The sequence below is a fragment of the Martinezella calliandrae genome (assembly GCF_030272695.1).
Classification (GTDB): Bacteria; Pseudomonadota; Alphaproteobacteria; order Rhizobiales; family Rhizobiaceae; genus Rhizobium; species Rhizobium calliandrae.
Genome location: NZ_JARFYN010000085.1, coordinates 1 through 14,390, shown reverse-complemented (window position 1 = coordinate 14,390; position 14,390 = coordinate 1). Strand labels below are relative to the sequence as shown.

Here is a 14,390-nt window from a genome sequence, read left to right as displayed (position 1 = left end):
GCCCCCCGTCCATCGAGCCCCCAGGTCCGATGGACGGTTTTTAGCCCATTCAGGGCATCAAGACATTGTCAGGCGGAAAGAGAGAATCGTGCAAAAGGGAGCAGGTAAGAAGGACGCGAGCCCGATAGATGTCGAGGTCGGGCGACGCATTCGAATGCAGCGTCGTATATTGGGCATGAGTCAAACGAGGCTCGCGGAAGGGCTGGATGTGACGTTTCAGCAAGTACAGAAATATGAAAAGGGCACAAACCGGGTCGGTGCCAGCCGCCTGCAACGCGTCGCAGACTGCCTCGACGTGCCGGTTTCATTTTTCTTCGAGGACACCTCCGCAACGCCGCAGGACGATATTGTCGTTCCTGGGAATGGCCTGGCCAGCTTTCTCGCCTCGGGGGAGGGCATCGAATTAAACCGCGCGTTCGCCAAGATCAAAGACACGCGCACGCGCCTTAGGATCATAAATCTGGTCAAGTCGCTGGTACCGATTGAAGAGCCGGGCTAGCCAAGATAGCGAAGATCGAGACGAAACAGGCAAGCTGCCAGGCGAACCCGGTGCTTCCCATCCTCGTCGGCGATTTTTGTGGGCGAGCATGGAAAGCATAGTCCGGGTGTTTTCAGCTTCAGCTGTCGAAGCCGCGCAACTGTTCGAGATCGGCGATCAAGCCGGGTCCAATCGGTTCCCACCCGAGCTTCCTCCGCGTTTGCTCGCTGGAAGCGGGCATGTCGTGGCCTGCAAACATGGCGAGCCAGCCGAAATAGGCCTGGGCCTCTTCCGGGGCGATGGATTTGACCGGCAGCCTCAGGCGTCGGCCAATGGCTTGCGCAATATCGCGCATCGGCACACCTTCTTCGCCGACCGCATGATATTTCGCGTTCGGCACAGCCTTTTCGATGGCTAATCGGTAGAGGCTGGCGACATCGAGCACGTAGGCCGCTGGCCAGCGATTGAGTCCGTCTCCGACATAGGTGCAGACGCCCTTCGCTCGATATATCTCGATCAATGGGGTGATAAGGCCTTGCTTGACTGGGTCGTGAACCTGCGGAAGGCGCACCACAGAGACATTGACCCCGCCCGCGGCGACAGACCTTGCCTCCTCCTCCGAGGCTGCTCGGGGATGCACGTCGGAACCGACGGTCGCATTGTCTTCCTTGGCCGGCTGACCGGGCACGGTGTTGGCCATCGGGGTTCCGGAGGTCACGATCAATGGCCGGTTGGAGCCGGCGAGCGCCGAGCCGAGTGCCTTGATCACATGGCGATCGTCTTCGCAGTTCGCCACGAATTTCGAAAAGTCGTGGTTGAAGGCCAGGTGAATGACGCCGTCCGATTGGGTCGCTCCCTGCTTGAGGCTGGCCAAGTCCTCAAGTGACCCGCGAAGAACCTCGGCGCCAGTGGCAGCCAGAGCCGCAGCCTTCTCCTGTGAACGGGCAAGGCCGAGCACCTGATGGCCGGCCGTGATCAGGTCTTTTACAACGGCCGAGCCGATGAAACCGGTCGCGCCGGTGACAAATACACGCATCAATGCAGTCTCCATTTGGTTTCGTTGGAGACAGATATGTACCGATAGGCTATCCTGGTAAAGTAGTGAGATTATCGTAGTATAATGGCTAACAGGATGCGCGAACACGTCACAAGCGAAAATCCGCTCGGCGTTTATTTGAGGGACCGGCGCGCGAAGCTCGATCCGGCGGCCTTCGGCTTTTCTCCAGCGCGGCGTCGAACCGCTGGCCTGCGCCGCGAGGAGGTGGCGCAACGCGCCAATATCAGCCCGACCTGGTACACATGGCTTGAGCAGGGGCGCGGCGGAGCACCTTCAGCCGATGTGCTCGACCGGATTGCCCGTGCCCTTATGTTGACCGATATCGAGCGCGAGCATCTCTTCCTGCTTGGCCTCGGTCATCCACCGGAAGTGCGCTACAGGAAAGACGAAGGCGTCACGCCGCGGCTGCAGCGCGTGCTCGATGCGTTAGAGCCGACCCCCGCTCTCATCAGGACAGCGACATGGGACGTTGTCGCCTGGAATCGCGCGGTGGCCGTGATGTCGATGGACTACGGATCATTGCCACCGGAACAGCGCAATATCCTGCGCTTCATCTTTCTCGATCCGCGCGCCCGCGCTGCGCAATATGACTGGGAAAGCGTGGCGCGCTTCGTCGTGGGCGCGTTCAAAATGGACGCGGCCCGTGCAGGGGCCGCGGCGGAGGTGGAACCACTCGTTGATGAACTCTGCCAATTGAGCCCCGAGTTCAAGGGGATGTGGCGCGACAACGAGCTTTTCAGCCATGGCGAGAGCGTCAAGCACATAAAACACCCGGTTCTCGGCCCGCTCGCGTTTGAATATTCAGCCTTTGCGGTCGATGGCCGTCCAGATCTCAGCATGGTGGTCTACAATCCGGTGATGCCGGCTGACCTCGACAGGATCCGATCGCTCATCAAGTCATGACTTTCCGAAGCCTCGGGATAGAGCGCGTCGACCGTTGCCTTCGGAACCAAACTCCGATTGCAACTGAGCGCGATTTTCACGACCGGCACGCAAGGCCGTTCTTGCCTCATTTTTTCTGAGTAAACAGGCCGAGATTGACGAGTTGGGCGCGCCTGTTGTTGGCGGCGTCCCGCTCCGGCTTCGAGCTCGTGCCCAAGGGTCATATCGAGGCCGGCGAATGCGTCAGCCGACGCGGAGGCAGATCGTCCGGCGCATTCTGTTGCTGGAAATGACGATGCTGGTGTTGCCGCCATCTGTGAACATGGTGGTCATCCTGATGGAGGAGACAACGGTCTTGTCTATAGTCACCGTGCCAAAGCTGACGGCAACGCAGAGCGCGATCGGATCGCAGCAATATGCCGGCGGGCAGGACCGCACGCCACTTCTAGCGGCGCCGCAAATAGGCACTCCGTCATGGTAAAATTTTCGCGTCAGATGGCAGCAGCCAGGTGCTCCAGTTCTTCGTGGAGATGTTCGGCATAGCTGCGTAACACGGTTAGCTCGAATCGCTCCAGTCCGGTGCACGTCAGGTGCAGCGAGACATGGCCGAAAAGCGTGACCACTGAACGGCCCTCGGGAAAAACTGAAGGATCGAGATCGACGGCGGTGCCTTTCGCAAGGATTTCGGCTGCATGGGGGCCAGAAAGGGCGATACGAACGCGCCCATGGCTCTGGTCGGAGACAAAGGCCTTCCCTTGGAGGATTGATGAAAGCGCGGCAATGCGCACGGGCGCAAGCTTGTTGTCGCCGACGACGAACCATTGCCGGAAGCCCGCGGAGCGGAGGCTACTTTGCGCAAGGTCGGCTGCCGAAAGATAGCCGGCTAGGCTTTCGGCATCAATCGAGCCCATCACATGCAGTAGATGGCCTTCCGGCAGGATCTCCAACCGGATGCCAGGCCTCTCGAATACGGCCTTGCCGGCAAGTGCCGGCCTGTGTTCGGGACGATCACGCATGGAGTTTCTCGTTCTCGGGATCGATGAAAATCGGCCTGCAGAGCAGCGCTTCGGTGAATTCGTTTCTAAGGCCGTTCCAAACCGTGACCTTTTCACCAATACGCTCTGGCCCGCGCTTAACCAGAGCTAGGCCGATCGTGTGGCCCAGGCTTGGCGAAAATGCGCTGGAGGTGACATAGCCCTGGCCGTTCTCGAGCGTGGCGGCTGCCCCGTCCGCCAGGATATGGGCACCGGTGCGGAAGCTCGTGATGGGATTGATCGGCTTCACGCCGACAAGGCGCGGGCGGTCGGGTGACTGCAGGCCTTCGCGGGTCAGCATGACCTTGCCGATGAAATCCGCCTTGGTCGCTGAGACCATTCGACCGAGGCCAAGATCACTTGGCGTCACCGTGCCGTTGATCTCGGCATGGGTGACGTGGCCCTTTTCGATGCGCATCACGCCGAGGGCTTCAGCGCCATAGGGGCAAATGCCGTGCTTCTCGCCAACCTCCATGATGGCATCCGCCACCCATTCACCGTAACCGGCGGGTACGGCGAGCTCATAAGCGAGTTCGCCGGAAAAGGAGATGCGGAAGAGGCGGCCTTCGAGCGTACCGCCAAAGAGCGAGATAATGCGGGCGCTCATAAAGGGGAAGGCGTCGTCGGACAAATCCTCATCGACGATCTCGGAGAGGATCGCCCGCGATTTAGGGCCAGCAATCGCCATCTGCGCCCATTGGTCGGTTGAGGAGGCGAAGTAGACGTCGAGTTCAGGCCAGAGCGTCTGGGCGCAGAATTCGAGATGGGTGAGCACGCCGGCTGCGAGCGCCGTCGTCGTCGTCATGAAGAAATGATCTTCGCCGAGACGACTGGTCGTACCGTCGTCATAGATCATGCCGTCTTCGCGCAGCATGACGCCATAACGTGCCTTGCCGACGGACAACTTGGCAAAGCCGTTGCAATAGACACGGTCAAGGAAGGTTGCCGCATCCCTGCCGAAAATTTCGATCTTGCCGAGCGTCGAGACATCGCAGATGCCGGCATTCTTGCGAACGTTCAGCACCTCGCGATCGACGCTTTCACGCCAGGTGGTCTCGCCTTGGCGCGGGAACCAGGATGAGCGATACCAAAGGCCCGTCTCGACAAAGTTGGCGCCATTCTTCTTGGCCCAGTTGTGCAGCGGCGACTTGCGCGCCGGCTGGAAGTGTTTGCCGCGCGCAGTGCCGGTTAGTGCGCCGAAGGAGACCGGCGTATAAAACGGGCGGAAGGTCGTGGTGCCGACCTCGGCCGGTGAGACGCCGCGCGCTTCTGCCAGGATGCCGATGGCGTTGATATTGGACAGCTTGCCCTGATCGGTCGCCATACCGTTGGTGGTGTAGCGCTTGGCGAGCTCGACATGGCTGTAGCCTTCGCGCACGGCAAGGCCGAGGTCCTTCAGATGAACGTCGTTCTGGTAATCGACGAACGCCTTGTCCTTGCTTCCTTTGACATACCAGAGCGACGCGACGGCCGGAGAGATCTCCTCCACCATTGCATAGGCTGGCATGACGTTGCCGAAGCCGATCGCCTTCAATGCCTCGACGGCTTTGCGGGCGCCATCGCCGAGGCAGGCATCCGTGGCGGCAAGGCCGGCGGCCGAGCCGGCAATCAGCAAGCCCTCTTGCCTTTCAGGTGCCAGGAACGCGGCTTTCTCTTCGGACCAGATGGGCCTTGCGCCGCGTTGGCATGCAAGGTGGATGATCGGGCTCCAGCCGCCGGACACAGCCAGTGCATCAGCCTCGATGCGTTGAGTGCCCGAGGCGGTCGCGACGCTCAAGCGATGCAAGCGCTTGCGGCCATGCGCGTCGACGACACGGGCATTGGTCAGCACCGACGCGCGGCCCAACCAGCCGTCGCTTGTGTTGGTTCGGCTGTCGACAATGGCGGCGACCTCGAGCCCGGCGGCTTCAAGGTCGGCGGCGGTGCGGTAACCGGATTGGTTCGTTGTGAAGACGACGGTGCGGGCGCCGGGGGCAACCGCCTGGCGATTGAGGTAGGTGCGCATGGCGCCAGCCATCATGATGCCAGGAATATCGTTGCCGCCGAAGACCAGAGGGCGTTCCTCCGCGCCGGTCGCAAGCACCGCCTGCCTGGCGATGATACGCCAGAGACGCTCGACCGGACGATTGGGATCGGGCGTTGCCAGATGTTTCTGCACGCGCTCGACGGCGCCGAAGACATTGTCGTCGTACCAGCCGATGACTGTGGTGCGCGGCAGGAGGCGCACATTAGAAAGGCTTTCCAGCTCGTCGAGAGCATCCCTCAGGACTGTGCCGCCCTCGAGAAGGAGGTTGCCGCCGAGCGCAAAACCCTCGTCGGCGAGGATGACGCGGGCGCCGGCGCGTCCCGCCGTCAGGGCCGCGGAAAGGCCTGTCGGTCCCGCGCCGATCACGAGCAGGTCGCAATGACTCCAGCGTTTCTCATAGGAATCGGGATCGGCCTCGTAGGATGCCCTGCCGAGGCCGGCGGCCTTGCGGATCAGCGGCTCGTAGAGTTTTTCCCAAAGGGCTGCCGGCCACATGAAGGTCTTGTAATAGAACCCGGCACCGAGGAAGGGCGAGAACAGGCCATTGACGGCGCCGATATCGAAGTTGAGCGAAGGCCAGCGGTTCTGGCTGCGCGCGATCAGCCCCTCATGGAGCTCGATCAAGGTGGCACGGCTGTTGGCTTCGGTCCGGCCGCCGGTCCCTGTCGTCACCAGTGCATTGGGTTCGGCAGCACCCGCCGTCAGGATACCGCGTGGCCGATGATATTTGAAACTACGACCGACGAGTTGAATGCCGTTGGAAAGCAGTGCGGAGGCGAGTGTGTCGCCGGGGTGGCCGGCCAGTTCTCTTCCGTCGAAGGTGAAGTTGACGATCTTGGAGCGGTCGATCTGACCGCCGACGGAGAGGCGATAGCTTGTCATGCCCGGCCTCCGAGCTTGGCAAGTGCGGCGTCGCTCACCTCATAAACGGCGTGGGTGCAGGTATCGCGTTCGACCACCAGCCAGCGGCGGCAGCCGGAGGAATGGTGCCAATACTCCTTGTGGCGCCCCTTCGGATTGTCGCGAAGGTACACATAGTCGTACCATGCCTCGGGGCCGGCAGTCGGGGCGGGACGTGTCAGGCTTGCATCGCCCTTGATGGAAAACTCCTCTTTGGGACGCAGGCCGCAGTGAGGGCAGGAAATCAGGCTTGCCATCTTGTCATGTCCTCAATGCAGGTTGGGCTGGGCGCCGACGCCCTTTTCGTCGATCTGATAGCCGCGCCGGAAGCGGTCAAGTCGCAGTTGCCGGGCCGTTTCATGCGGCTCATTGCGGGCAATCAGGTGGGCATAGCAGTAGCCTGAGGCAGGCGTCGCTTTGAAGCCGCCGTAACACCAGCCGGCATTCAGATAGAGATTGTCGATGTGGGTGCGGTCGATGATCGGCGATCCGTCCATACTCATATCCATGACGCCGCCCCATGTGCGCAGGTAACGCACGCGGGTCAACGACGGGATCATGGCGATGCCTGCCTCGGCGACATGCTCGACGGTCGCAAGATTGCCACGTTGCGCATAGGAATTGTACCCGTCGATGTCGCCGCCAAAAACGAGGCCGCCCTTATCCGATTGGGAGACGTAGAAATGGCCGGCGCCAAAGGTGACGACCGTGTCGATGAAGGGTTTCAGCCCCTCAGACACGAAGGCCTGCAGCACATGGCTTTCGATCGGCAGGCGCAGGCCCGCCATATCGGCGACGATGGTGGAATTGCCGGCTGCGGCGAGCGCCAGCTTGCCGCAGCCGATGAAGCCCTTTGAGGTCACGACGCCCGTGACGCTGCCATTCTCGGTGCGGATGCCGGTCACCTCGCAGCCTGTGATAATGTCGACACCGCGGCTGTCGGCGCCGCGGGCGTATCCCCAGGCGACCGCATCGTGGCGAACCGTCCCACCGCGCGGCTGAAACAGGCCGCCCATGACAGGGAAGCGGGCATTGTCGAAATCGAGGAAGGGCAGCATCTTACGCACGGCCGTTCGATCGAGGTATTCGGCATCGACCCCGTGCAACCGCATGGCGTTGCCGCGGCGGGTATAGGCGTCACGTTGTGCATCGGAATGGAAAAGATTGAGCACGCCGCGCTGCGAGACCATGGCGTTGAAATTGAAATCCTGTTCCAAGCCCTCCCAGAGCTTCATGGACAGCTCGTAGAAAGGGTTGTTGCCGGGCAACAGGTAGTTCGAACGAATGATCGTTGTGTTGCGGCCGATATTGCCCGAGCCGAGATAGCCCTTTTCCAACACCGCAACATTGGTGATGCCGAACGTCTTGGCTAGGTAATAGGCCGTTGCAAGTCCATGGCCGCCGCCACCGACGATGACGACGTCATAGTGCGGCTTCGGTGCGGGACTGCGCCAGGCTGGGGTCCAGTCCTTGTTGCCGCGAAGGCCGTTCAGAAAGATCGAAAGTGCGGAATAGCGCATGGTGATATCCGAAAGAGATGTCCCATGATGACAGATTGAAGCGTATTAACTTGCACATGGAGGACATTATTCGCTAAAAAAGAGACATGAGCCCGACCGATACAAAAAGCGCCCAGAAAATCGGTTTCCTTCTTGTGCCGGGATTTGCGCTGATGTCCTATGCGTCCGCGACCGAGCCGCTTCGTGCCGCAAACCTGATCGCTGGACGCGAGCTATACCGTCTCTCCATATTTTCTCCCGACGGCACGTCGGCGCCGTCCTCGTCGGGCGCCGTGGTTCCCGCGGCCCCTCTGCCGTCTCGCGGCACTGGTCTCGACATGGTCTTCGTTTGCGCCGGCGGTTCGCCGCGCGACTGGCATTATCCGTCCGTGCATGCCTGCCTCCGGCAGTTGTCGCGCGAAGGCGTGCGGATCGGCGGCATTTCGGGCGGCCCTTATCTGCTTGCCGCCGCGGGGCTGCTGGCCGGGCGTGATTTCACCATTCATTGGGAACATGCGCCGGCGCTGCTCGAAGCCTTTCCGGATCTCACGCCGCGTCAGGCCCGCTTTGTCATCGACGGCAATCGCATCACCTGCGGCGGCGGCATCGCGCCGCTGGACATGATGCATGCGCTGATCACCGAACGCATCGGCGCGGATTTCGCCCGCCGCGTCAGTGACTGGTATTTGCATACGGAGATCGGCGAGCCGGCCGCACCGCAGCGGGCCTCGCTTGCCGAACGCTACGGCGTGCACCACCCGGGGTTGCTCAGCGTCCTTGCTAAGATGGAAGAGACCATCGAGATGCCGCTCGATCGTACGACGATGGCACGGATCGCCGGCGTTAGCGCCCGTCATCTCGACAGGCTGTTCGCCGCCCATTTGGAAACGACCTTTCTCGAGCAATATCGCCGCATCCGGCTGCAGCACGCGCTACGCCTACTGCGGCAAAGCCCGCTGTCGATTTCGGAAATCGCGGTTGCGACCGGCTTTTCCAGCGCGGGCCATTTCTCGCGACTGTTTCGCAAGGCTTTTGGCCAAGCGCCGCGGGATATGAGACTGGACTAGACTTTCTTCACGGTTGAGAAATTTTCACCAGGGCGATAGGGTGATTTCCAGGAAAAACATCTGCTGACGAAGGAAAACTGAATGAAAACCAAGCGCGACGCGACGAAGCAGGAGGATCACACGCATGGCGGCCGGCCAGCCTTCACCCAGGATCCGCATGCCGTTCGCGAGCCGAAGGAAAACAATCTCGAAATTGCGATCGGTCATGAGGTGCGCGCCTTCCGCAAGAAACTCGGTATCACGGTGACGGATCTGGCCGCTGCGACCGGCATATCGCTCGGCATGTTGTCAAAGATCGAGAATGGCAATATTTCGCCGTCGCTGACGACGCTGCAATCGCTGTCACGCGCCCTCGGCATGCCGCTCACCGCCTTCTTCCGCCGCTATGAGGAGCCGCGCAACGCTGTCTTCGTCAAGGCGGGACAGGGCATCGAACTTGAACGCCGCGGCACACGCGCCGGGCATCAGTATAATCTGCTCGGGCATATCGACAACAATACGAGTGGCGTCATCGTCGAGCCCTACCTGATAACCCTGACGGCTGATTCCGACGTCTTCCCGACTTTCCAGCACGAGGGCATGGAGTTTCTCTATATGCTCGAAGGCGAGGTCGTTTATCGCCATGGCGACCAGCTTTTCCCCATGCAACCGGGCGACAGCCTATTCTTTGATGCCGACGCGCCGCATGGCCCGGAGGTGCTCGTCAAGCTGCCAAGCCGCTACCTGTCGATCATCACCTATCCACAAGTGGGCAAGAATGACTGACTTGCTTTAAAAGAAAAAAATATTCTTGCTAGTTGAAATTCATAAGGAGACCTGTTACTCATTTTGCTGATGCGAACAGAGGGTTTGGTCATGTGCGGAATTGTGGGTCTCTTCCTGAAGGATAAAAGCCTGGAGCCTCAGCTCGGAGCGCTCCTGTCGTCCATGCTGGTGACGATGACCGATCGCGGGCCGGATAGCGCCGGCATCGCCATCTACGGCGACGGCGATGGCGACAAGGCGAAGATCACCATCCAGTCCGCCGATCCGAAGAAAGATTTCGTTGGCCTGGAAATGGAATTGATGAGGACGCTCGACAGCTATCTTTCGATCGAGGTCAAGAGTACGCACGCGGTCGTCACCTTGCCGAAGGATCAGCTCGACGAAGGCCGCGCCGCAATCGCCCAACTTCGTCCCGACGTGCGAATCATGAGCAGCGGCGATGCGATCGAGATCTATAAGGAAACCGGCTTGCCGAAGGATGTCGTTTCCCGCTTTTCGGTCACTTCGATGGCGGGCACCCATGGTATTGGCCACACGCGCATGGCGACAGAGTCCGCTGTAACGACGCTTGGCGCCCATCCTTTCTCGACCGGCTCCGACCAGTGCCTTGTGCACAACGGCTCGCTGTCGAACCACAACAATCTTCGCCGCGAGCTGAAGCATCAGGGCATGACCTTCGAGACGGAAAACGACTCGGAGGTTGCGGCCGCTTATCTGACGGCGGAAATGGCCAAAGGCAAGAATCTGGGCGAGGCGCTGGAAAGCGCGGTGGACGACCTCGACGGTTTTTTCACCTTCGTCGTCGGCACCAAGTCGGGCTTCGGCGTCGTGCGCGATGCGATCGCCTGCAAGCCTGCCATCATGGCTGAAACGGATCGCTATGTCGCTTTCGGTTCGGAATATCGTGCGCTTGTCAGTCTGCCTGGCATCGAAGCGGCGCGTGTCTGGGAGCCGGAGCCGGCAACTGTTTATTTCTGGGAACGCTGAAAGCCGGCATGGCAGCTTCAACCAATCGGTTCGATTTCATTTCAGGACGATTATATGCCCATATTCGATCTTGCGGTGACCCCGCTTCGTGATCTCAATCAGACCCTGCACGACATTGTACAGGGCGATAACGACCTTCAGTTCGAAGTCGTCAATCCTCGTGGCCATCATGCGGTCGCTGCCGGCGTGCACGCGCCCGTCAGCATCGATATCCGCGGCAGTGTCGGCTATTACTGCGGCGGCATGAACGAAGAGGCTGTTATCACGGTGCACGGCTCGGCCGGCCCCGGCGTCGGCGAGAATATGATGTCCGGCCGGATAATAGTCAAAGGCGATGCCAGTCAATATGCAGGTGCGACCGGTTGCGGAGGCCTTTTGGTGATCGAAGGCAATGCCTCGTCGCGATGCGGCATTTCCATGAAAGGCATCGATATCGTCGTGCGAGGCAATATCGGTCATATGTCCGCCTTTATGGCGCAGGCCGGCAACCTTGTCGTTCTTGGCGACGCTGGCGAGGCGCTTGGCGATTCCCTCTACGAGGCGCGCATCTTCGTGCGCGGCAAGGTCCAGAGCCTCGGGGCCGACTGCATTGAGAAGGAGATGCGCCCCGAGCACGTCGAATTGCTCGGCCGTCTCCTTAAAAAGGCCGGCGTCACCGATGCAAGGCCCGAGGAGTTCAGCCGCTACGGCTCGGCCCGCAAACTCTACAGCTTCCACGTCGACAACGCCGACGCCTACTAGGTCCTACCGAGGGTTTCATGAGCTATCACAATCCGCCCACAGAGCCTCGCCTTTCGGCAACCTTCGACGAATACACGATGTCGGAAATCCGCCGCGCGGCGGCGACCGGCATCTATGACATTCGCGGTGGCGGTGCCAAACGCAAACTGCCGCATTTCGATGACCTTCTCTTTCTAGGCGCCTCGATCTCCCGTTATCCGCTGGAGGGTTACCGCGAAAAATGCGGCACCAATGTCGTGCTCGGCTCGCGCTTCGCTAAGAAGCCGATAGAATTAAAGATCCCGATCACCATTGCCGGCATGAGTTTCGGCTCGCTTTCCGGCCCTGCCAAGGAGGCGCTCGGCCGTGGCGCGACGATAGCCGGCACGTCGACCACCACGGGCGACGGCGGCATGACGGAGGAGGAACGGGGTCATTCGCAGCTCCTCGTCTATCAATATCTTCCCTCGCGTTATGGCATGAACCCGAAGGATCTGCGACGCGCCGATGCGATCGAAATCGTTGTCGGCCAGGGCGCTAAGCCTGGCGGCGGCGGCATGCTGCTCGGCCAGAAGATCTCCGATCGCGTTGCCGAGATGCGCACGCTGCCGAAGGGAATCGATCAGCGCTCGGCCAGCCGTCACCCTGATTGGACCGGTCCGGACGATCTTGAGATCAAGATCCTCGAACTGCGCGAAATCACCAACTGGGAAAAGCCGATCTATGTGAAGGTCGGTGGCGCGCGGCCCTATTACGATACCGCACTTGCCGTGAAGGCCGGCGCCGACGTCGTCGTGCTCGACGGCATGCAGGGCGGCACAGCCGCAACGCAGGAGGTCTTCATCGAGCATGTCGGCATGCCAACGCTTGCCTGCATCCGGCCCGCCGTGCAAGCGCTGCAAGATCTGGGGATGCACCGTAAGGTTCAGCTTATCGTTTCCGGCGGTGTCCGTAATGGTGCTGACGTAGCAAAGGCACTGGCGCTCGGCGCCGATGCCGTCTCCATCGGTACGGCGGCCCTCATCGCTATTGGCGAGAACGATCCGCGCTGGACCGCCGATTACGAAGCGCTCGGGACAACGGCTGCCGCCTATGATGACTGGCACGAGGGCAAGGATCCCGCCGGCATCACCACGCAGGATCCCGAACTGATGAAACGTGTCGATCCAGCGACCGCCGGCCGGCGCCTCGCCAACTATCTGAAGGTCATGGCACTCGAGGCACAGACCATCGCCCGGGCCTGCGGCAAAAACCACGTCCACAACCTCGAACCAGAAGATCTCTGCGCGCTGACCATCGAGGCTTCTGCCATGGCGCAGGTGCCACTTGCGGGCACGAACTGGATTCCGGGAAAGGGAGGCTACTGATTTCTAGCGGCCGGGCAAACGTCCCGGCCGTTTCGCATCCATAACCAAAGTGTCTCTGAGAAATCCAAAGGGGAACGAGAATGACACTGGATCTTGCTGCTTTTGCGAAAGACAAAGGCATCAAATACTTCATGATCAGCTATACCGATCTTTTCGCATGCCAGCGCGCCAAGCTGGTGCCCGCGCAGGCGATCGCCGGCATGCAGGAAGAGGGCGCGGGCTTTGCAGGTTTTGCCACCTGGCTCGACATGACACCCGCTCATCCTGATCTTTTCGCCGTACCGGACGCATCCTCTGTCATCCAACTCCCATGGAAAAAGGATGTCGCCTGGGTAGCCGCCGATTGCATGATGGAAGGCGAACTTGTCGCCCAGGCGCCGCGAAACGTGTTGAAAAAGCTCGTCAAGCAAGCCGAGGCGGCGGGCAAGCGGGTCAAGACCGGTGTTGAGGCGGAATTCTTCCTGATCACCGCCGACGGCTCGAAGATTTCAGACGAATACGATAGCGCTGAAAAGCCCTGCTACGACCAGCAGGCTGTTATGCGTCGCTATGATGTCATTGCCGAAATCTGCGACTACATGCTCGAACTTGGTTGGGGCGCCTATCAGAACGATCACGAGGATGCGAACGGCCAGTTCGAGATGAACTGGGAATTCGACGACGCGCTGAAGACAGCCGACAAGCATTCCTTCTTCAAGTTCATGGTGAAGTCGATCGCAGAAAAGCACGGTCTTCGCGCCACTTTCATGCCGAAGCCCTTTAAGGGGCTCACCGGCAATGGCTGCCATTGCCACATCTCGGTCTGGGACAATGACGGCAGGACAAACGTCTTTGCCGACAGGGAAGCGGAATTCGGTCTCTCGGCGGAAGGCAGGCAGTTTCTTGGCGGTATCATGAAACATGCCTCGTCGCTTGCTGCGATTACCAATCCGACGGTCAATTCCTACAAGCGTATCAACGCGCCGCGCACGACGTCGGGTGCCACCTGGTCGCCGAACACGGTGACCTGGACTGGCAACAACCGCACCCATATGGTGCGCGTGCCTGGGCCTGGCCGTTTTGAGCTGCGCCTGCCGGACGGTGCGGTCAATCCCTATTTGCTTCAAGCCATCATCATTGCAGCCGGCCTCGACGGCCTCCGCAACAGGGCCGATCCCGGCCCGCATTATGATATCGATATGTATGCGGAGGGGCATCTCGTGAAGGACGCGCCGCGCCTGCCGCTCAACCTGCTCGATGCACTGCGCGCCTATGATGCCGATGAGGGCTTGAAGGAGGCGATCGGAGCGGAATTCTCCGCCGCCTACCTCAAGCTCAAGCACCGGGAATGGGATTCCTTTTGCTCGCATTTCACGCAGTGGGAACGCGATTCCGCGCTTGATGTCTGAGCCAATGGCTCGACGTTTGAAAATCCCGACGCAAAGGGCCGGAGCTCGAAACCCGGCCAATGGCACTCTGAGCGCTTCGAATGGCGAAGGAAAATTCAGCATGATGAAATTCATATTGACCGTATCCTGCAAATCGACGCGCGGGATCGTTGCGGCGATAGCGAATTATCTGGCCGATCAAGGTTGCAACATCGTCGACTCCAGCCAGTTCGACGATCTC

At 60.4% G+C, this 14,390-nt stretch carries 14 protein-coding genes and 1 pseudogene; 10 read left to right on the top strand and 5 right to left on the bottom strand.

The genetic code is table 11. From position 1 onward, the window contains the following. The first annotated feature begins 88 nt into the window (after positions 1 to 88). The gene (locus PY650_RS33835) at positions 89 to 499 is read left to right on the top strand and encodes a helix-turn-helix domain-containing protein (RefSeq protein ID WP_285884354.1); all 411 of its coding nucleotides are present in this window, start codon (positions 89 to 91) and stop codon (positions 497 to 499) included. 118 nt (positions 500 to 617) lie between these two features. Here the strand turns inward: PY650_RS33835 and PY650_RS33830 are convergent, their stop codons facing one another. Next, complete coding sequence (locus PY650_RS33830) at positions 618 to 1,514, bottom strand: SDR family oxidoreductase (RefSeq protein WP_285884353.1); 897 nt, start codon at positions 1,512 to 1,514, stop codon at positions 618 to 620. 96 nt (positions 1,515 to 1,610) lie between these two features. On the opposite strand from PY650_RS33830, the gene PY650_RS33825 reads away from it, so the two are divergent. Both PY650_RS33825 and PY650_RS33820 read left to right on the top strand, forming a co-directional pair. Then, complete coding sequence (locus PY650_RS33825; RefSeq protein ID WP_285884351.1) at positions 1,611 to 2,438, top strand: helix-turn-helix transcriptional regulator; 828 nt, start codon at positions 1,611 to 1,613, stop codon at positions 2,436 to 2,438. A 170-nt stretch (positions 2,439 to 2,608) separates the two neighbouring features. Continuing rightward, positions 2,609 to 2,838: pseudogene (locus tag PY650_RS33820) on the top strand (amino acid ABC transporter permease); the annotation flags it as partial. A gap of 70 nt (positions 2,839 to 2,908) precedes the next feature. On the opposite strand, the gene PY650_RS33815 reads toward PY650_RS33820, so the two are convergent. The 4 genes from PY650_RS33815 to PY650_RS33800 are packed head-to-tail and all read right to left on the bottom strand — an operon-like array spanning position 2,909 to position 7,897. Next, entirely contained in the window at positions 2,909 to 3,433 is a 525-nt protein-coding gene (locus PY650_RS33815; RefSeq protein ID WP_285884349.1) for a sarcosine oxidase subunit gamma, read from the bottom strand. Further along, positions 3,426 to 6,359 carry a sarcosine oxidase subunit alpha family protein gene (locus PY650_RS33810; RefSeq protein WP_285884347.1) on the bottom strand — a complete coding sequence of 978 codons (2,934 nt, stop codon included), beginning with the start codon at positions 6,357 to 6,359 and terminating at the stop codon, positions 3,426 to 3,428. The genes PY650_RS33815 and PY650_RS33810 overlap by 8 nt, the downstream gene beginning before the upstream one ends. Continuing rightward, positions 6,356 to 6,634 carry a sarcosine oxidase subunit delta gene (locus PY650_RS33805; protein WP_285884345.1) on the bottom strand — a complete coding sequence of 93 codons (279 nt, stop codon included), beginning with the start codon at positions 6,632 to 6,634 and terminating at the stop codon, positions 6,356 to 6,358. Before PY650_RS33805 ends, PY650_RS33810 begins: the two co-directional genes overlap by 4 nt. A 12-nt stretch (positions 6,635 to 6,646) precedes the next feature. Beyond that, positions 6,647 to 7,897: a sarcosine oxidase subunit beta family protein gene (locus PY650_RS33800; protein ID WP_285884343.1), complete on the bottom strand. Its 1,251-nt coding sequence runs from the start codon at positions 7,895 to 7,897 to the stop codon at positions 6,647 to 6,649. 86 nt (positions 7,898 to 7,983) lie between these two features. On the opposite strand from PY650_RS33800, the gene PY650_RS33795 reads away from it, so the two are divergent. The 7 genes from PY650_RS33795 to PY650_RS33765 all read left to right on the top strand — a co-directional run. Continuing rightward, complete coding sequence (locus PY650_RS33795) at positions 7,984 to 8,943, top strand: GlxA family transcriptional regulator (protein WP_285884341.1); 960 nt, start codon at positions 7,984 to 7,986, stop codon at positions 8,941 to 8,943. An 81-nt stretch (positions 8,944 to 9,024) separates the two neighbouring features. Next, positions 9,025 to 9,708 (top strand): helix-turn-helix domain-containing protein, encoded by a 684-nt coding sequence (locus PY650_RS33790; RefSeq protein ID WP_285884339.1) that lies wholly within the window; start codon positions 9,025 to 9,027, stop codon positions 9,706 to 9,708. A 90-nt stretch (positions 9,709 to 9,798) separates the two neighbouring features. After that, complete coding sequence (locus PY650_RS33785; RefSeq protein WP_285884337.1) at positions 9,799 to 10,695, top strand: class II glutamine amidotransferase; 897 nt, start codon at positions 9,799 to 9,801, stop codon at positions 10,693 to 10,695. A 54-nt stretch (positions 10,696 to 10,749) separates the two neighbouring features. Then, a complete protein-coding gene (locus PY650_RS33780) occupies positions 10,750 to 11,436 on the top strand; it encodes a GltB/FmdC/FwdC-like GXGXG domain-containing protein (protein ID WP_285884334.1) in 687 nt (228 codons plus the stop codon). Positions 11,437 to 11,453: 17 nt separating this feature from the next. Continuing rightward, positions 11,454 to 12,782 carry an FMN-binding glutamate synthase family protein gene (locus PY650_RS33775; RefSeq protein ID WP_285884332.1) on the top strand — a complete coding sequence of 443 codons (1,329 nt, stop codon included), beginning with the start codon at positions 11,454 to 11,456 and terminating at the stop codon, positions 12,780 to 12,782. 80 nt (positions 12,783 to 12,862) lie between these two features. Next, positions 12,863 to 14,170: a type III glutamate--ammonia ligase gene (gene glnT / locus PY650_RS33770; RefSeq protein ID WP_285884330.1), complete on the top strand. Its 1,308-nt coding sequence runs from the start codon at positions 12,863 to 12,865 to the stop codon at positions 14,168 to 14,170. Between the two features lie 100 nt (positions 14,171 to 14,270). Further along, positions 14,271 to 14,390, top strand: a 120-nt coding sequence (locus tag PY650_RS33765) for an ACT domain-containing protein (protein WP_349644540.1), incomplete at its 3' end; no start/stop codon positions are given.

Bases quoted from the DNA above. Each gene is read 5' to 3' on its own strand.
- PY650_RS33825 (WP_285884351.1), top strand. From the start codon at position 1,611: ATGCGCGAACACGTCACAAGCGAAAATCCGCTCGGCGTTTATTTGAGG.
- PY650_RS33785 (WP_285884337.1), top strand. From the start codon at position 9,799: ATGTGCGGAATTGTGGGTCTCTTCCTGAAGGATAAAAGCCTGGAGCCT.
- PY650_RS33805 (WP_285884345.1), bottom strand. From the start codon at position 6,634: ATGGCAAGCCTGATTTCCTGCCCTCACTGCGGCCTGCGTCCCAAAGAG.
- glnT (WP_285884330.1), top strand. From the start codon at position 12,863: ATGACACTGGATCTTGCTGCTTTTGCGAAAGACAAAGGCATCAAATAC.
- PY650_RS33795 (WP_285884341.1), top strand. From the start codon at position 7,984: ATGAGCCCGACCGATACAAAAAGCGCCCAGAAAATCGGTTTCCTTCTT.
- PY650_RS33810 (WP_285884347.1), bottom strand. From the start codon at position 6,359: ATGACAAGCTATCGCCTCTCCGTCGGCGGTCAGATCGACCGCTCCAAG.
- PY650_RS33790 (WP_285884339.1), top strand. From the start codon at position 9,025: ATGAAAACCAAGCGCGACGCGACGAAGCAGGAGGATCACACGCATGGC.
- PY650_RS33775 (WP_285884332.1), top strand. From the start codon at position 11,454: ATGAGCTATCACAATCCGCCCACAGAGCCTCGCCTTTCGGCAACCTTC.
- PY650_RS33830 (WP_285884353.1), bottom strand. From the start codon at position 1,514: ATGCGTGTATTTGTCACCGGCGCGACCGGTTTCATCGGCTCGGCCGTT.
- PY650_RS33800 (WP_285884343.1), bottom strand. From the start codon at position 7,897: ATGCGCTATTCCGCACTTTCGATCTTTCTGAACGGCCTTCGCGGCAAC.
- PY650_RS33815 (WP_285884349.1), bottom strand. From the start codon at position 3,433: ATGCGTGATCGTCCCGAACACAGGCCGGCACTTGCCGGCAAGGCCGTA.
- PY650_RS33780 (WP_285884334.1), top strand. From the start codon at position 10,750: ATGCCCATATTCGATCTTGCGGTGACCCCGCTTCGTGATCTCAATCAG.